This window comes from Paenibacillus sp. YAE3, assembly GCF_057546105.1.
In genome coordinates, this window is record NZ_BAAIYF010000001.1 from 450973 (window position 1) to 469016 (window position 18044).

Below are 18044 nucleotides of genomic sequence, written 5' to 3' on the forward strand. Positions count from 1 at the left end.
CCTCTACAGGTTTAGGAAATTGCAATATTCAACGTTTTGATTTCATACGGAGCCAGAGCCAGCTCGACCTTCCGGCCATCCACAGGCAGCGGCACCGGATGTTCTTCCATCAGATCGGTTTCTGCTGCCGAGCGAATCGGCCCGAGATACGGATCGATTTCCACTTCCGTTTTCGTCCGGATGCCGCCGAATTCGTACAGGCGCACGATGAGCGTATTGCCGTCTTCGGCTTTTTTGACGGTATCGATCATGACGTTGCGCGCGTTGACGCTGAGCATGCCAAGCGATTCCGGAAGCCCCGTCTCGCCGCTAATGCCTGCCGCCATCAGCGGCGCATTGAGCTCGCAGGCCGCCTGATGCGTTCCCGCCTCATACCAGCCGCCGCCGTGCGGATACAGCGAATACGTAAATTCGTGCAGCCCTTGGTCCGCATTGCCGTCCGGATAAACGGCCGACTTGATCAAGCTTAGGCGGATGACGTGGTTCCGGATGTCGTGTCCGTATTTGCAATCGTTCAGCAGGCTGACGCCGTAGCCGCCTTCGGACAGATCCACCCAGCGCTGGGCCACCGATTCGAACCGCGCGTAATCCCAGCTCGTATTCCAGTGCGTCGGCCGTTCCACGTTGCCGAACTGGATTTCGTACGTCGCTTTGGTCGAACGGATCTCCACCGGGAAGGCCGCTTTCAACAGCTGCTGGTGTTCATGCCAGTCGACGCGCGTTTTGAAATCGATTCGCGGATGATCGCGGTAAACGGTCAGATGCTGCTCGATCGTCGAGCCGTGGTAGCCGTACACCAGCTTCAGCACCCCGCGCAGCGGGCCCGCTTCGAGAACCGTCAGCTCCTTCAAGTCGTCTACGACCGTCATTTTCTCTTGGTAATAAATATCGATGTCCCATGCGTCATGCGCCATCGGCTTATCCTCGAACACCTGCAGCACGTTGGCCGGCTGCCCCGGCTTCAGCACCTCGCGTCCGGCCCGCTTGTCGTAAAGCGAAACGATTTGGCCTTTTTCGTTCAAGCGGATGCTGTAATATGGCGTTTCCAGGCGATCCTTTTCGAGGGCCCACTCGGAAGCCATGCTGCCGGACTCGGTCATTCCTGCGCCGCTTGGAACTTGTTCCGCCTCGCGCCGCCCGTAGATGGTCGTATATCCGTATGCCGGAACCTCCCGAACCGCCACCAGCACCTTGCCTTCATCCCAAGATCCGGCCGATGCCGCCTGCACGTCCAGCCGGGCGCCGTCCGCCCCATACCAGGCATATTCCGCCGCATCGTCCACGTCAACCTCCGCCAGGAAGGAACGCGTCCAGCCGAGCCCATTAAAAATGCGGACCGGCAGCCCTTTCTCCATGCCGCCAGCCGCCTTCGCCCCGTGCCCGTCCAAGCCGGCAAGGCCCGTTTCGATCGCCGCCAGCGCCAGCTTTTCGGATTCCTTGTACTCCAGCTTGCTGTCCTCGTACACTTCATGGATGGAGGAGCCCGGAATGATGTCGTGGAACTGGTTGCGCAGCGTGATTTCCCAGCTTTCCGCAAGCTGCTCCGACGGGTAGGCATGGCCCGGATGAAGCGCCAGCGCCAGCGAATTCAGGAATTCGGCCTGATGCAGCAGCAGCTCCATCCGGCGGTTCATCCGCTTGTTGTACGCTTGGGATGTATAGGTTCCGCGGTGGTATTCGAGATACAGCTCGCCGTCCCACAAATGAAGCAGCGGATGGTCCTGTACCTTCTCCTCCAGCTGGACGAAGAAATCCTCCGCCCGGCCGGCTTTCACCTGCGGCGCACCCGGCATGTCCTCGTAACGCCGCACCGCCTCGAGCATATCGCGGGTCGGGCCGCCGCCTCCGTCGCCCCAACCGTACGCAAGCAGCAGGTGGTCGTTGATGTCCTTCTGGCGGTAGTTGTTCCATAGGCCCTGCACCGACGCCCCGGTCACGTTGCCGTTGTAAGTGTAAAACCAGCTGCCGTCGTTATCCGGCGTCGTAATGTAATGCGTCAAAATTTCCGTGCCATCGATCCCTCTCCAGGTAAACGTGTCGTAAGGGAAACGGTTGTACTGGCTCCAGCTGATTTTGGTCGTCATGAAATAATCGATGCCGCTTTTCTTCAAAATCTGCGGAAGGGCCCAGCTGTAGCCGAACACGTCGGGCAGCCACAGCACGCGGTTGTCGACGCCGAATTCCTGCTTGAAAAAACGTTTGCCCGTCAGGATTTGGCGGACCAGCGACTCGCCCGAAGGAATGTTGCAGTCCGATTCAAGCCACATCGCGCCGGTCGCTTCCCAGTTGCCCTTTTGGACGCGGTCTTTGATCTTTTCGAACAGCGTCGGAAAATCCTTTTTCAAATAGGCGTACAGCTGCGGCTGCGACTGGAGGAATACATATTCCGGAAAGCGGTCCATCAGCGTCAGCACGGTCGAGAACGAACGTCCCGATTTTTCGCGCGTATGCTGCAGGCGCCATAACCAAGCTACGTCGATATGGCAATGCCCGACGGCCGTGATCTGCGGACGGGGTCCGCGCGGAATCGCTTCGAGCCGTGCCCGCAGCGTTTGCCGGGCCTCTGCGGCTGAAGCGTAGAAGGCTTCCGAGCCCGGACGGCTCCAGTCCAGCTTGCGGAAAGCCTCTTCCAAAGCGGCGGTGAGCTCATGCCTTTCCACCTGGCGTTCGTCCAGCTGCTTTACGGTTTGCAGCATATGCAAGGACGTATAATACAGATCGTCCACATGTTCGTCCAAGATCCCTACGCTAAGCGAATCGATGCGGTGATCGAACGGCGAACGCCCGTCATGGGCAGTCAGCCCGCTCCACGCGTAAACGGCCAATTCCGCACGGCCCGCGGCCACCACCGCTTCCGGGAAAAACAGCTCGGCATGGTTGCGGTCCAGCGCCTGCAGCGGTTCCCCGTTCAAATACGCTTGCGCTTCATATCCCGAACAGTTCCCTCCGCCCGTTTCGCCGAATTTGATCAGGCCGATGACATCCCGGCCTCTCCAGCTTTGAGGGAATTCGACTTCCGTAATAAACCATGCGTAACGGTCCCGGCCGCCCCAGCGGTCGCCGACGCGAACAACGGGACTGGACGGGGCGAGCTCCCGCGCCTCCTTTAATCCCTTCACGTCCGGCACGATGCGGACCCGATCCAAAGTCCGGCCTTCCCGGTATCTGAGTCCAGCCAATTCGCGAATGCGGTTCTCCAATTTTTGAAGAACAAATCTCATAAATCCCCTGCTCCCTTCTCCGGTTCAAATGACCTTTTAATATATACAATATATCATTTATATCTAAAAATATCATTAAAAAACATCGGCGGGATCCCCAAGAATAGAATGTCGTAAAAAAGAAAAAACCGGCTCTCCACAATCGGAAAAACCGGTTATTGCCACGTATGCGGTTAAGAAGAAGCCGGTCCGGTGGTGCGCAGCGGGACCAGCTCCGGCTGCATAATGATTTTGCTGTACTTCGGCGTATGTGCAGGATTTTCGAGCAGGCGCAGCAGCACTTTTCCCGCTTCGTATCCCATTTGCTCTTCTTTTTGGTTAATGAACGTAAAGATGCTGAACTCCTCGAACATCGGGCTCGGATTGTCGAAGGTGATGATCGATACGTCCTCCGGCACCCGCAGGCCGGCCGCTCTGGCCAAAGACCAGATATGCACGCCAAGCTTGCAGTTCAAGGCGATGTAGGCGGTAGCCATTTTATTTTTGATGAAACGGTACAACGGGTAGTCCTCTTGAAACGGCTCGTCCTGAATGCTGAAATCGGTCAGGATCAGCGCCGGATTAATGAGCGCTCCCTGACGCTTCAACGCCTCGTTGTACCCCTGGATCCGCTCCTCGACGGTAACGGTCGGCATCGGCGTGTCGGAACAGATCGCAATGTTGCGGTGCCCTTCGTTCCATAGATGCTCCACGGCAAGGATCGAACCCTGCAGCGGATCGGACAACACGACATTCGTCTCGACGCCCGGCAAATGCCGGTCCAGCAGCACGAACGGATAGTTTTGCATTTTCAGGGCGATGATTTCTTCGTTGTATACCTCGGCATCCACCGGGAAAATCAGCAATCCGTCCACTTTGGAACGCAGCTCGCGAATGGCGTTTTTTTCGAGCTCCTTGGAATTGTACGTAAACATGATGATCAGCGAATATTTGCTGTCCTTCAGCGCTTTGCGGATGCCCCGCACCATTTGGATCGCAAAAAAGTCCTCGATGGAAGGAAAAATAAGCCCGATTTTGGGCGTTGTCGCCTGCTGCGCTTCGAAAGGGCCGTCCCCGGCGTTCTGGATGTAGCTCTCCGGTATGCCCTTGACATAACTGCCCCGGCCGGGGATCCGGTAAATCCACCCTTCGTTCGCCAGATCGGCCAGCGCGTTGGCCACCGTAATGCGGCTGACCTGAAATTGCTCGATCAATTCCTTTTCGGTCGGAATCCGGTCATCCTCCACCAGCTGCCTGGACGAAATCAATTGTTTGAAGTGGTTTTGGATCTGGATATAGAGCGGTTCCCGTTCCTGACTCATCTGCTACCCCCCAATGACGTTTATTGCTTCGCATGCGGTTGCCCCGCCCTTGTGTGTATGGAATGAGCTAAGCGTTCTTCTCCCGTCAGTCCTCCGGATGCGCGTTCCTTAGTCTCGATTCGTTCGTTGGCATGATTTTATAACATTCATTATATCATTTAGGCTGCAAGGCAAGTCAACGGAGCGGATGCGATTTGCGTCGATGGCGATCACCGGAGCCGGGGTGACTTCATCCCCGAAAGCATTCGGTCGCTCCGCTCAGGCAGTCCCCGCGTCGACCCGTCGAATGTGCAGCAGCCCTGCCTCAGCCGTTTCGATCGTTACCGAAGTGCCGGCCGTAAAATCGATGTCGAGCGTTTGCCCGCGGTACCTTACTCTGCTCCTTCCGTCGAAATCGGCCTTTACGGTCGCTTCCTCCAGCAGGCCGTTCGCCCAGGATACGTTCACTGTGTAACCGCCCCGAGCCCGCAATCCTTTGACGCTTCCTTCATTCCACTCCCCCGGCAGGGCCGGCAGCAGATGGATGTCCCGCTCGTGGCTTTGCAGCAGCATTTCGGCGATGCCTGCCGCGGCTCCGAAGTTGCCGTCGATCTGAAACGGCGGATGCGCGCACAGCAGATTCGGATATATGCCGCCCTTATGGTAATCAAAGCCTTCGCCGTCCACGATCGCAAGAAAATTGTTCAACACCTGCCATGCCTGGTCACCGTCGCCTAAACGCGACCACAACGCCACTTTCCAGCCCATGCTCCAGCCCGTGCCTTCGTTGCCGCGAATCTCGAGGGAACGCCGCGCCGCCTGCGCGTATTCGAGCGTTCCCGTTACGGTCAGCTCGCTGCCGGGGTACAGGCCGTACAAATCGGAAAGGTGGCGGTGTTTCGGGTCGGCATCGTCGAAATCGCGATCCCATTCCTTAAGACGGCCGTTCGCGCCGATTTGCAGCGGCGGCAGCTTGCTCCGCGCTTCCCGGCAGCGATCGGCGAAATCCTCTCCTTCTCCCAGCAAACCGCAGACCTCGATGACGATTCCAAACAGCTCCCGGCACAGCGTCATGTCCATGGTCGAAGCCCGCGAGACCGAGCTATGCCGGTCCGTGCCCGGCACGATGAAGCTGTTTTCCGGCGAAGTGGACGGGCTGGTGATGAGCCGTCCAGCATTATCGGCCACCAGCCAGTCGAGCAAAAACCCGGCGGCTTCGCGGATCAGCGGCCATGCCCGGTCCTTCAGGAAACTCAGGTCTTTGGTAAACAAATAATGCTCCCACAAATGGCTGCACAGCCAGGCCCCGGCCATCGGCCAATAAGCCCACTGCGCATCCCCGTGCGGCCCGACGTTGTTCGTACGCCATAAATCCGACATCGTATGCGCGGTCCAGCCCCGGCATCCGTACTGAATCCGGGCCGTACGCGCGCCGGTGACGGCCTGCTGCCCGATCAGGTCCAAAAGCGGCTCGTGGCATTCGGACAAATGGCATGTTTCGGCGAGCCAGTAGTTCATCTGCACGTTGATGTTGAAATGGTAGTCGCAGTTCCAGGGCGGCTGCACCTTGTCGTTCCATATCCCCTGCAGGTTGGCCGCCTGCGTTCCGGGCCTCGAGCTCGATATGAGCAGGTAGCGGCCGTATTGGAACACGAGGCTGAGCATATCCAGGTCTATGGCGCCGTTCATGATGCGGCGAAGCCGCTCGTCCGTCGGCAGGCCGCGCGGGACATCCGCGCGTTGCGGGGAGCCCAATTGAAGATCTACGCGCTTGAACAGCGCCTGATAATCGCGTACATGCGCCTCCAGCAGCACATCGAAGCTTTGGCCCTCCGCTTCGCGCATGACGCGGCGGCAGACCGCCGCCGGATCGATGCCGCTATGCCCCGGAATCCGGTCCGAACCGTCAAAGCTTGTCGCCGATGTATACAACAGCGTGACGCCGCTCGCGCCCGACAAGATCAGCCGGCCATCCCCGGCATGAAGGCGCCCCCCTTCAGGAAGCACGCGAACGAACGCGGCGTAGCGCATCGGCCTTCCCGGCTGTTCTTCGTCATAAATCACGGCCGGTTCTTGCCCGTTGTTGTGGTTCTGCACCCGCAGAGGGCATTCGCCCGACAGCAGCAGCGAGCCGTCAGAATAAGCCTGCACGGCATGCTTCAGCTCCGAAGCCAAAGACACCGCCAGCTCCACGCCAGCCGGATCGGCGCTTTCGATGCGTACGGCCATGACCTGGTCGGCCGCCGAAATAAACGCCGTGCGGACCTGCCTGCGTCCTTCCGCGCCGAATTCGGTCCGGGCAACCGCCGTATCCAGGTCCAGCGAACGGGTATAGTCCCGTTCATCCGGCTCCCCCGCAAATTCCAAAATCAAATCGCCGAGCGGCTGATACGGCTGCACGCCTTGCCCGGGCATACCGAGCATGCTGCGCTCGATTAGCTGCTGCGCCTCCGCGTATTTTTCCTCCGCCAGCAGGCGGCGGGCTTCCGGCAAGGAGGCTGCCGCCCCCGGATGATCCTCTTGAACCGGATAACCGGCCCAAAGCGTATCCTCATTCAACTGCAGCCGTTCGCGCCGAATGCCGCCGAACACCATCGCGCCCATTCGTCCGTTGCCCAGCGGGAGCGCCTCCTCCCATTTTTTCGCGGGCTGCTTGTACCAAAGCATGTTCCCCTTCGCCATTTTCGCCGACCCCCATCTCATTTTTCTATGGCTCTTACCCATAGCTATATAATCCACGATGTTATCCGGTTCGGCTGGTGCCCCAGCGCCTATCGCACGCCGCAAGCGCTTCCATATTCAGCGATATGACCGAATCGGTCCAGAGCGGCACCAGCCCTTATGATTACCCCATCTCCGTATTGAGGAACATTGTACACTCTCGACATCCAAAATTAAACATATTATTCAAAGAAAAAAGAGCCCTCCCTGCTCCCCCATCGGACGCAAACATTCCAATAGGCGGATGAGAAACGACCCTCACGAATGTATTCATCGGCACTTTCAGACGGTTATGATTTTGCCCAAAGCGGTCTCCTTTTCCGTTCGTTTCATTGATAGACTGCCTTTTCCCCAAGTATGGCTCCCGTTCTGCCTATGCTGCAAGGTTAGCGGAGCTTTAGGCCGGGCTCAAAAACGGATCAGGACTTTACCTTTTTCGGACATACCTTGTAGACCGCAAACGCGACGATCCCATATATCGCGCCGTACATGGCCCATGCGTCGATATTGGCCGCCAAAGCGGACAAGTCATTTGCAAGAAACAGCAGCGGAAGCAGCAGCGCGATGGCTGCGCCGACCAGGATGTTGACGTGCAGCAGGCGGCAAAACACCCCGATCAAAACTGCCAGGAGCGGACAGATAACAAATGCGGGAAGAAGGACGTTCATCCTTTCGAACAACCAATAAAGCATGCACATCACCTCCACTATAACGTCATCCTTATTAAGGAGAACGTTATAGGGACGCAGAAAGTTACCGTTCCGAGGCCAAAACGGCAAAAGTCATGCGTAACATCAAGCGTCGTCCCTCTTCCGGATGCCTCCCACAAAAATGGTCACCGCCTGCTGGAACAGCCGCTGCAGCGGTTCCCCGTCCATCGTCAGCGTAAACTGGCACAACGTCCCCATCCAGCTGCCGAACAGCAGCGTCGTCTCTTCGAGGTTCTCGATCGCAAATTCGCCGCTTTCCACCCCTTCGCGGAAAATCTCAGCGTAAGCGGCCATCGGCGTAGCGGCCAGACCTTGCAGCGCCTGCAGCGTCTCCGGGGAAGTGTTCGGATTCATCGCCAGCTCCTGGCCTACAGGCAATAGCGGCGTCTTGTAGTTGTTCATGACGAAATAAGCCATCCCGTACAGCTTCTCTACGGCCGTCGGGTACGAACCCGCGACCGCCTTCCACTTTTCGCCCCAGTTGCGCATCGTCTCCAGGGACAAGTGGACAAACAGCTTCTCTTTGTTTTCGAAATGGTAGTAAATATGGCCTTTGCTAAACCCCGACTCGCGCGAAATATCCGCGATGGACGTGCCCGCAAAGCCTTTTTGCGCAAACAGCTGCGCCGCTTTCTCGGCGATGACCTGCCGCGTTTCCTCGCTGTTGTAATGACGTTTGTTCATGGAATAAACCCTCTGTTCTTCGGTTCCCTTAATTTTGAACGATTGTTCCATTCCGAGTATATTGCAATAACAGGCGGTCGGCAAGAAGCGCAGCAATTCGCGGATCAAACTTTATTTAAACTCCGTTTCGTCGAGATGGAAGCGAAGTATAGAAAAAAGCAGCTGCGCTTTTTGCCCTTTAAGGCTAATTGCGCAGGCTGCTTTTTTGCGTTCAGACGAAGTCGCCCTTGGATTTAAAGGCTGATTTATTGCACGAGACTGGTGATCTGTTTCTTTTTCCACGACAACCAGTAATACGAATAGACCAAAATCATGCTGACGATAAATGCCGCCGGATAGCCGAGCCAAATGCCGCGAATGCCAAGGCTCGTATGGTACGAAAGCACGTAGGCGACAGGCACCTCGACGCACCAGATGGAGATGACGCTGAAGATCATCGGCCACAACACGACGCCGCTGGCGCGCATGGTTGCCGCGACGATCTGCACGTGACCGAAAATGAGGTAACTCCACAGCGTAATGACGAGCAGCTCATGGGCGATATTCAGCGTTTCCGGGCTCGTAATGAACCAGGACAAAATATTTTTCGAGAAAATATAAATCGGGATCATCAGCGCCACGCCGATAATGTAGTTCAGCACGATTCCCGCCCGAATGACCTCCTTCAAACGATCATTCTGTTTCGCGCCGATCGACTGCGCCGCCAGGACCGACACCGTCATCCCGAGGCTGATCGCCGGCATCTGGACGTAGCTCACGACCTGGTTCACCGATCCGTATGCCGCGGTGGCATTGGAGCCGAAACGATTGACGAACACGATGACCGCGATTTCGGACAAGGACACAAGGATCATGCTGACGCTGGACGGGATGCCCAAACGGAGCAGCAGCTTCAGCATGTCTTTGTTCATGCCCAGATGCTTGCGTACGGAAGCGTCCAGACGAAGCGGGCTTTTCTTCCAATACGTGTACCAAAGCAGCAGCACGAACGTAATGACGGTCGAAATCACGTTAGCGTACGCCGCGCCGTAAATGCCGAGTTTCGGCAAACCCAGCCATCCGAAGATAAGAACCGGCAGGAAGGCCAGGTTCAGCACGGTGCTGACGATCAACGAATAAAACGGCGTCTTGGAGTCGCCGGTTCCGCGCATAAACGTCGTATACACCATGTACAGGAACATGACCGGCAAGCTCCAGAACATAATGCGCGCGTAATGGATCGTGACGTCCATAATGTTGGCCGGCGTGCCGACCATGCGCAAAATATCCTCCGTAAAAATGCCGCCGACGATGGCAAGCACGATGCCAAGCAGGAACGTGAAGGTCATGGTCGTGCCGACGATCGTCTTTAACTTCTCCATATTTCCGGCGCCGTAAGCCTGACCGATCAGGATCGCGCTCCCGGAACCGATTCCGATCACGAACGAAACGAGCAGGAAGAACAGCGGGAAAAAGGCCGATATGGCCGCGAGCGCATCCACGCCGATCCAGCGACCGACCACGATCGTGCCGGCCAGCTGGCCGACGGATTGCAGCGCGTTGCTTAAGATGAGCGGAATCAGAAAAGCAATCATGGCGCGGTAGACGCCAGGTTGCGCTTGAGCATTCAATGAGGGCGCACCTTCAGGCCTTCGGATCTCATCCGCATGCCCGGCGGCCTGTTGTGAGGAACTCATATGACAACATCTCCTTTTATTAGACAAATAATTCATTGGTTTGAAATCCACTTAGACATTATATTGTATCGTTTATTATTTATCAATATAGAAGCCAGGAAATTATTTTTAAAAAAAAGCGTTCCCTCTCATTTTTTTCACGGTTTGTTTCTAACACATTTTTTAACCCATTGGGGTACAAAAAAAGGTACGCCCCTCCGAAAATCGGAAAAGGCATACCTTTAAACAACCTTTGCAATAAAACGATGTTCGCGTCCGGATCACGTCTATCACGCCGTCGGCCATGTTCCGGAACACCTTATGCATATGCATGCTTACAGCGATTCCACGATGCTGCGCGCAATCCACACGCCGGCGGCTCCCGCCTGGGCCAGACCGCGGGTAATGCCCGCGCCGTCGCCCCCGCAATACAGCCCGCGGATTTCCGTCTCCAGCGTTTCCGACAGCTTCGGCCGGGCCGAATAAAACTTCGCCTCCACGCCGTAAAACAGCGTATGCTCGGAAGCGATCCCCGGCGTCACCTGATCCAGCGCCTGCATCATTTCGATCAAGCTTTTCATCGTATTGTACGGTAGGACAAGCCCCAAATCCCCCGGCACCGCCTCCTTCAGCGTCGGCTCAAGGAACCCTTCGCGGATCCGCGCTTCCGTTGAACGTCTGCCGCGCAGAATGTCCCCGTATTTCTGAACGATGATGCCGCCGCCCGACAAATCGTTGGCCCGTTTGCAAATTTCCCGCGCGTATTCGTTCGGCTTGTCGAACGGCTCCGTAAACTTATGCGAAACGAGCAAAGCGAAGTTCGTATTGCTCGACCCCAGCGCCGGGTCTTTGAAGGAATGGCCGTTGGCCGCCATCGCCCCCGTGTGGTTTTCCACCACGACATGCCCCGAAGGGTTGCTGCAGAACGTTCTGACCCTTGTTCCTACCGACGTGTTAAAGATGAATTTTCCTTCGTATAGATGCTCGTTGATCTCCCGCATGACCACATCGGACGTTTCGACGCGGACGCCGACATCGACCTGATTGTTGTACATTTTCAGCCTGCGCTTTTTCAGGATCGAAGTCAGCCAGCCCGAGCCGTCCCGTCCAGGCGCGATCATCACGCGTTCCGCTTCGTACGTCTCCCCGTTTTTCAGCACGATGCCGTGCACCGTATGCGTGCCGCCGTCTTTGCTCGTGACGATGTCTTCGACTTCCGCCTTGAACATCATATCGACGCGGGTTTTCAAAAATTCGTATATCGATTTCAAAATTTCCAGGTTCTGTTCGGTCCCGAGATGGCGCACCTGTGCCCGCAGCAGCTTCAATCCCGCGGCATAACCGCGCTGCTCGATGCCCCGGATGACGTCGGTCGTCGGGTCGGTGATGTTCGTCGTTGCCCCATGCTCCAGATTCAACGCGTCCACGTAACGGATGAGCTCCATGACCTTGGAAGGAGACAAATAATCCGTCAGCCAGCCGCCGAATTCGGTCGTGATGTTGAATTTCCCGTCGCTATAAGCGCCCGCTCCGCCGAAGCCGGCCGTGATCGAACACGCGGGCACGCAGCCGGCAAACTCCTTACGGCCTCCTGCAGGCGGGCAAAGCTTGATTTTGTCCTCCAGAATCGGACAGCTGCGCCGATAAATATCATGGCCCTTATCCACCAAAAGCACCTTCAAATGCGGAGCTTTCAGCACAAATTCATAACAGGCAAAAATGCCGGCCGGACCGGCTCCAACGACAATCACGTCATATTTGTTCATCGCGAACCTCCTGAAAGTATGAGTAGTCGGATTTCATTCCCTGCGGGGCATCCCCGCCCCCGGTGCCATAATCCCGGTTCGGGAATCCGGACAAAATTTCTATAAGCACAAAAAAAATCCCCGGCGCAGGAACAGGTATGCCAAAAAGCAGTCCTGTTCGTAGCCAGAGATTTACGGTCCCTTGTAGAAACCCTCAAACCATATCAATGAGGATATACGAACAATCTCTCTATATCATCAACAACAAATATAAGTTTATCGAACAAACACGAAAGTGTCAATAAAAAATAATAAAATAATTCGTATTTACTGAATAAAACGAGCTCGTACATTTAGATAATTTAATAAATAATAGCCTAAAACCGAACATTAAAGAAATGCCTTCTCCTTTTGCTGTGTTTTTCGCCCTTTGCCATGCGCGTCATGGTATTGAAAAACGCGGCCTTTGGAGTTATCATGAATGCGCTTCCACAAAAAGACACCGGTATGACCCATGCCAACGCGATAAGGAGGACTTGCGAAATGATCAAAGGAATCGGGCATTTGGCTTTTGACGTGGCGGACATGGAACGCTCCCTGCATTTTTACTGCGGCGTTCTCGGCTTTAAAAAGGCGTTTTCCATCGAAGACGATCAAGGCAATCCGTGGATCGAATACATTAAAGTCGCCGACGGCCAGTTCATCGAGCTGTTTTACGGCGGCAAGCAAAAACCGGAACGGCCGGAACGCCCCGTCGGCTTTTCCCATCTGTGTCTTGAAGTCGACAGCATCGAGGAAATCGCGGACCATTTGAAACAAAACGGCGTTCCCCTAGATGTGGAGCCGCAGCAGGGGAAGGATCTCAACTGGCAGTGCTGGGCGAGGGATCCCGACGGCAACCGCATCGAATTTATGGCGATGCATCCAGATTCGCCGCAGATGAAGGCCTGAAGCAAAAAATAAGAGCGCCCTTTCCTCCAATGAGGATCAGGACGCTCTGTTTATTTTATGGCGATTCTCCCGATTCATTTCCCGTATCTTGGGTGCCGCCCAGCGAACCGTTTTCGGTGCCGCCCTCCACTGTATTTTGGGTATCCGTAGTGGACGCGCCCTCCCCGGTCACGTCCGTTTTGCCTAACTGGTCTTCCGGTATGATGACGTAAGGCACGTTATCGACCAGCACCTGGTCCACCTTGTTCAGGTCCAGCTTTTTGATCAGTTTGAGCGTTACCGTGCTCGTATAAGCTTCCGGACCGCCGTTCTCCGCCGTTCCGGCTGCCCCGCTGCCGCCGGGGTTATCCCCCCCGTTGGCGGACGTGCCGGACGCATCCGTTCCTGCGGTCCCTTCCCGGCCGGATGCCGTGCCATCCGAAGCGACGGCATCTTCCGGATTTCCGGTTTCGTTGGCCGAACCGTCCGAGCCGGACGCCGTATTTTGGCCTCCTGCCGTTCCTTCCGTACCGTTCGCCCCCGACAGCGTCCCCGTTCCATCCGCGGAACCCGCGCCTTGATCCGATGCCGTTTCTTCCGCGCATGCATGAACGAAACGCGGCGTCGGGACTTCCAAAATGATGCTTCCGTCTTTCCCCATGACGGTCACTTCGTTTGCGACGAAATCGCGGCAGGAAGCCGGCTGCTTGAAATGGAAAACAAGCTGGGTCACGCGGGTTTTGTCCGCGTTTTTGATCGTTTTGGACGTCAAGACCGGCACTTCCTTCGCTGCCTCGACCGGTTCCTTCGGCTCCTCCGCCTTATTTTGGTTTTCGGTCGCCGCAACGGGCGGTTTCGCCTCGGCGTTCACCTGCTTCTCCGGCTCTTTTTTGAACCCGCCGTTGGCCTGCATGACGATCAGCATGCCCCCGATCACGACGATCATTAACATCAGCACCGCGCTGAGCTTGAATACTCTCGGGTTGCCCCGGAAAAACTTCACAAGCGGCGATGCCAGCTCGTATCTGGCTTTGTCGTAGACCGCTTTTAACTCCGGAGCCGCCGCGTCGAAATATTTGCGCACGTTTTCTTTGTTTTTGAACGCGGCAGCATCGTAATTTTGGAAATAATTCAAAATCGCCGTCGCGTAGGCCGGAATCAACCCGCGCGGCCGCACGAACGCCGGCTCCTTCGCGGACCATTCGATAAATTCGTAGACCGTCTCGGGATGAGGCGCATGCTTATGCAAAAATTCCATCAGCCCGTTGTAATCCACCGCCCCTGCATCCACATCGTAACAGAATGCCAGCGTGATGCTGCCGAAACGGGATAACCCGACTTCCTTCCGCAGCCAATTTCGGGCAAGACGCTGAAGCTCGTCCCGCTCCTCCGGGGAAAGTCCTTTCAGCAGGGACGGGTCCGGCTCCACGCTCGTAAACCAGCGGTGCGCGGCCAGCATGACCTCCGCTTTCGAACGGGTGCGGGTGTCAAACCGCGACACCCAGGAGCGGAACTCCTTCGGATTGTTCAAAAAGCCGATTTGCAGCAGCTGCTCTTTCGTGATCTTGTCGAGCTGCACGTCCTTCAGGAGGAACAGGTTCGCCGCATACATCAGCCTGTCGACGAAAAACGAGCCTCCTTCCACCAGCGAAAAACCATGCTGCGGATCCTGGTCCAGCTCGTCCAGCTGATCCAGCACCTGATTGACGGCTTTGACCGGCTCGGCTTCCTTCCGCAGCTTGTCTATCAACTGACTTTCGGCGGTTTGGACAAAAAAGTCGTTGCTTAACACCACCGGATGCGACGTCACCCAGCGATGCAGCAGGTCCGCCACGTCCCGCGCTTTCATCGCTTTTTTCAGCCGGTTTTCGATATATGGGTTAAACATCAGCTTCGGCAGCCCCTGGCTTGCGAGCACCCGGCCAAAAAATGCCGTGCACAGGTCCGCATCGCTTTCGATCATTCCATAGATCGCGGACAGCAGATCCTTGCGGCCAAGGGTTATGGCGTTATTCAGCGCACGGATAAAATACTCCACGATCTTCCGTTCGCTGTGTTTTTTATCGACCCGGTAATAGTCCTTGATGCATTCCAGAATTTCAAGCTCGGGCAGCTCTCCTTGTTTGACCCGGTCAAACTCCAGGTCGAAGCTGGCCAGGAACAAATCGTTCAGCCGCATCTTTGCAGGCAGGGAACCGGCCGGTTCCAATAAATCGAGCATCGCCCGAAGCACGCTTAGCCTGTTCGGCTCGTACAGCTCCAGGTTTCCTTCTTCCATTTGGAAAAGCACGGCAAGCTCGTGGTAGCTGGCGATCGCGATTTGACGGATCGGCTCCATGTCTTTGAGCATCCGGGCCGAAAAATCGTAAAACCGCTCCGCCCGCTCCGGATTGCCAAGGTTAGCCCAGGCAAAATCCAAGTAAGGCTGGTCGTCCCAGTCCAGATCGGCGTTTAATATGCGCCCGGCCGCCAGCTCGAACAGAAAGTCCTTTTCGATGCTGCGGTCGTTCAGCCGCAAGCTTCCTTTTTCGACGAACATCATCTGGACGCCTTTTTTGCTCTGAGGCTCCCGCGCATAAGTCTGGAAGCCGAGCTGACGGCGGATGCCGTAAGGAAGGCTGGCAAAAAGCAGCGCCAAAAGCCGTTTCGCTTTTTCGGACAGCTGCTCGATCGGCACGTCCAGCACAATGTAGACCTTTTTCTTGCCGGCCACCGAAGCCATCGCCGCAAACAGCAGCTGCTTGAACGCCTGCTCGTCGATTTTGAGCTCCTGAAGCAGCCCGAGCGCCTCCGCCCGGGTAAGATGGCCGTCATGGTCCTTGGCCGGGATGGCGGGCAGTTCCGGAAGGTCCATCCCCTGCTCGACATCGTACCGTTCGGCAAACGAAGCGTTCAGCCAGGTGCGGTAATCCGTTTCCGGCGAATCTTTGAAATCTGCGGGAATGACGTAGTTATGCGTAAAAAAGGCGCTGCGCAGCCCCGTAAAATCCGCCTGCTGGAATACGCTCCGTCCGACGATCGTATCGCCGGATTCGGTATGGATGACGTGCAGCGCATCCGGATATTCCTGTCCTTCCTTCTCGGTTCGTGCCGCAAGTTCGGCAGGGGCATCGTATTGGCAATACGGATGCAGCACCTTTTTGATATAGGCTTGATCCAGTCCCGAGGAACGGGCGACGGTGTCAAACCCTTCATTATCGCGGAAAATGCCCCGACGCTCGCGCGTATACATTTGCTGCTGCACTACATTCGGGGGTAACATCATGCGTCGACTCTCCCCTCTATGTAATTCAGCTTATACATCAGCCAGATAAACGGCTCATCCACGCGGATCGGGCTGACGACGGACTGCATTTTTTGGTTGACCGGGTTGCTGCCAAGCGCCGATACCGCAAAATACGCCGTGTTGGAAAAATAAACGTCCATCGTGCCTTTGAACGGGCGGTCCACCTTTTCGATGAAACGGCGGATCTCGCCGTCGATATTTTCGAATTCGGTCAAATTGAGCGCCTTTCGGTGCACCATGTTGTGGAACACGTTGCTGTTCGATTTGATATACTCGCCGTCTTCGTCCTTCAAGGAGTGAAGCATATCGCTTTTGGTCAGCACCACGGCGGTCGGAATGTCGGTTTTCCCCTTATCCTCGTAAGCGATAAAGTCGCCGAACAACGTCAGCACCACGTCGCGCGGCTCGTCGTACTGCGGTACCCACTCTCCCGGCTCGTCTCCCATTTGGATGCGGATTTTATCGCGGATGGAGCGAATTTGCAGCGGATCGACCATAAACAGGATGCCCGCCGAATTTTTGATATGCTGGCCGTGCAGGCCAAGATAATCCTCGTCGACCATCCCTTCGCCCGCCACGTCGAAAAACACCAGCGTCAGCGGCGGTTTGCTCTCGTCCTTGAACACGAATTGGAAAATGAACGGTTCCTGCATTTTTTCCTTCTGGGTCGATGCCAGCAAATCCCCACGCTCAAACAGGGGTTCCTCGTACATCGTCCGGAATTTGCGGCTGATTTCCGCATTCAGCGGCATGCATGCCGCATTGAAGTGGTCGGCCGTCGAATGCTGCAGCGTATGGATCAGCGACGTCATGTAGACGGATTTGCCGACCTGGGAAGCGCCGATAATTGAAATGATGTTGCTCGGCACCTTGCCCGACGTGACCGGGAGCTCGTTATGGCATTTCGGGCACAAGCGGCGGCGCGTCACCACCCCGTAACGGTCATTCAGGCCGACCAGCACGTGATCGGAATAAATATGGCGTTCCTCGGGAATGTCGCTTGGCCGCAAAATGGCCTCCATGTCATACACCGAGTCCAAGCCGAAGCGCTCGCGGTACCGGTTCAGCACCTCGTCCTCCTGCAGCGCGTAATCCTCGTCGTCCTCCCGGCTGTGAGCCGCGCGGAACACGACCTCGTCCGGCGCGAATTTGCTGAAGCAATACGGACACACAATATCGTAAAAAAGCGGCCTAGGCTCGGCGATCGGTTTCTTTTTGAACATATTGAAAATGCCCATTGGTTTCCCTCTTCCCCCTTTGGCTGGTGGGTTGCCGCACGGCAGCCCTGCTGCCTGTGCGTATCGATCATGATATCAAAAATAAAGAAATAGTTCATGATGAAGCTTTTTATGGAATGATTCGTTTATGTTATTAAAACTTCACTCTATAAATAAGGCTAATATGACTTTATGCCGAGCATTGCGCAGCGGGCCGACGCGATGGACGGAATCGAGCTGCCGATTACGGCGTCCTATCGATTCGTCCTCTCGCGACCGTTTGCGTTCGTCTTATGCGTCTTCCTACTACATTATACTTCCTAAAGCAAGAAACTTCTCGTTTGGGTGCGCGATCCCTATAAAATTTATTGAAGTTGCGTTATTTTCAGCTTCAACGGAGCAGGCGAAGGCAGTCCCTTCCTCCTCCGAATTAGCCCACACTTTCCTCTCGAAACACCAAGCGGAATGTAAATTGCCCGGAGAGTTTGCGTGCATCCTTTGAAGTCGTGTTATGTCCTTGCTTCAACGGAGCAGGCGGAATCATTCTGAAGAAGCGTCAGCGGTCGCCTTTGTCCCCGGATTCCTACCATAACAT

10 protein-coding genes and 1 riboswitch are annotated in these 18044 nt (G+C 55.9%); of the genes, 1 reads left to right on the forward strand and 9 read right to left on the reverse strand.

All coding sequences use genetic code 11. The features are described 5' to 3' along the window. Nucleotides 1-11 precede the first annotated feature (11 nt). The 7 genes from AC27KL_RS02065 to AC27KL_RS02095 form a co-directional block, all read right to left on the reverse strand. Complete coding sequence (locus tag AC27KL_RS02065) at nt 12-3221, reverse strand: alpha-mannosidase (protein ID WP_487168630.1); 3210 nt, start codon at nt 3219-3221, stop codon at nt 12-14. Nucleotides 3222-3394: 173 nt separating this feature from the next. Continuing rightward, nucleotides 3395-4522: a GntR family transcriptional regulator gene (locus AC27KL_RS02070; RefSeq protein WP_212948623.1), complete on the reverse strand. Its 1128-nt coding sequence runs from the start codon at nt 4520-4522 to the stop codon at nt 3395-3397. Nucleotides 4523-4780: 258 nt separating this feature from the next. Next, nucleotides 4781-7183 carry a glycoside hydrolase family 95 protein gene (locus AC27KL_RS02075; RefSeq protein ID WP_487168631.1) on the reverse strand — a complete coding sequence of 801 codons (2403 nt, stop codon included), beginning with the start codon at nt 7181-7183 and terminating at the stop codon, nt 4781-4783. A gap of 458 nt (nt 7184-7641) precedes the next feature. After that, a complete protein-coding gene (locus tag AC27KL_RS02080; RefSeq protein WP_487168632.1) occupies nt 7642-7914 on the reverse strand; it encodes a hypothetical protein in 273 nt (90 codons plus the stop codon). Nucleotides 7915-8016: 102 nt separating this feature from the next. Further along, nucleotides 8017-8616 (reverse strand): TetR family transcriptional regulator C-terminal domain-containing protein, encoded by a 600-nt coding sequence (locus AC27KL_RS02085; protein ID WP_487168633.1) that lies wholly within the window; start codon nt 8614-8616, stop codon nt 8017-8019. Between the two features lie 245 nt (nt 8617-8861). Further along, nucleotides 8862-10190: an MATE family efflux transporter gene (locus AC27KL_RS02090; protein ID WP_246536749.1), complete on the reverse strand. Its 1329-nt coding sequence runs from the start codon at nt 10188-10190 to the stop codon at nt 8862-8864. A gap of 416 nt (nt 10191-10606) precedes the next feature. Continuing rightward, a complete protein-coding gene (locus tag AC27KL_RS02095) occupies nt 10607-12037 on the reverse strand; it encodes an NAD(P)/FAD-dependent oxidoreductase (RefSeq protein WP_487168634.1) in 1431 nt (476 codons plus the stop codon). Between the two features lie 140 nt (nt 12038-12177). Next, a riboswitch (purine riboswitch) is annotated at nt 12178-12277 on the reverse strand. A 282-nt stretch (nt 12278-12559) separates the two neighbouring features. Here AC27KL_RS02095 and AC27KL_RS02100 point away from each other — a divergent pair. Then, complete coding sequence (locus AC27KL_RS02100) at nt 12560-12967, forward strand: VOC family protein (RefSeq protein WP_339323076.1); 408 nt, start codon at nt 12560-12562, stop codon at nt 12965-12967. Nucleotides 12968-13022: 55 nt separating this feature from the next. On the opposite strand, the gene AC27KL_RS02105 is transcribed toward AC27KL_RS02100, so the two are convergent. Both AC27KL_RS02105 and AC27KL_RS02110 read right to left on the reverse strand, forming a co-directional pair. Then, nucleotides 13023-16211 carry a GAP1-N2 domain-containing protein gene (locus AC27KL_RS02105; RefSeq protein WP_487168635.1) on the reverse strand — a complete coding sequence of 1063 codons (3189 nt, stop codon included), beginning with the start codon at nt 16209-16211 and terminating at the stop codon, nt 13023-13025. After that, the gene (locus tag AC27KL_RS02110; protein WP_212948614.1) at nt 16208-17470 is read right to left on the reverse strand and encodes a hypothetical protein; all 1263 of its coding nucleotides are present in this window, start codon (nt 17468-17470) and stop codon (nt 16208-16210) included. Before AC27KL_RS02110 ends, AC27KL_RS02105 begins: the two co-directional genes overlap by 4 nt. Between the last annotated feature and the right edge of the window lie 574 nt (nt 17471-18044).

Bases quoted from the DNA above. Each gene is read 5' to 3' on its own strand.
- AC27KL_RS02065 (WP_487168630.1), bottom strand. From the start codon at position 3,221: ATGAGATTTGTTCTTCAAAAATTGGAGAACCGCATTCGCGAATTGGCT.
- AC27KL_RS02070 (WP_212948623.1), bottom strand. From the start codon at position 4,522: ATGAGTCAGGAACGGGAACCGCTCTATATCCAGATCCAAAACCACTTC.
- AC27KL_RS02075 (WP_487168631.1), bottom strand. From the start codon at position 7,183: ATGGCGAAGGGGAACATGCTTTGGTACAAGCAGCCCGCGAAAAAATGG.
- AC27KL_RS02080 (WP_487168632.1), bottom strand. From the start codon at position 7,914: ATGCTTTATTGGTTGTTCGAAAGGATGAACGTCCTTCTTCCCGCATTT.
- AC27KL_RS02085 (WP_487168633.1), bottom strand. From the start codon at position 8,616: ATGAACAAACGTCATTACAACAGCGAGGAAACGCGGCAGGTCATCGCC.
- AC27KL_RS02090 (WP_246536749.1), bottom strand. From the start codon at position 10,190: ATGATTGCTTTTCTGATTCCGCTCATCTTAAGCAACGCGCTGCAATCC.
- AC27KL_RS02095 (WP_487168634.1), bottom strand. From the start codon at position 12,037: ATGAACAAATATGACGTGATTGTCGTTGGAGCCGGTCCGGCCGGCATT.
- AC27KL_RS02100 (WP_339323076.1), top strand. From the start codon at position 12,560: ATGATCAAAGGAATCGGGCATTTGGCTTTTGACGTGGCGGACATGGAA.
- AC27KL_RS02105 (WP_487168635.1), bottom strand. From the start codon at position 16,211: ATGATGTTACCCCCGAATGTAGTGCAGCAGCAAATGTATACGCGCGAG.
- AC27KL_RS02110 (WP_212948614.1), bottom strand. From the start codon at position 17,470: ATGGGCATTTTCAATATGTTCAAAAAGAAACCGATCGCCGAGCCTAGG.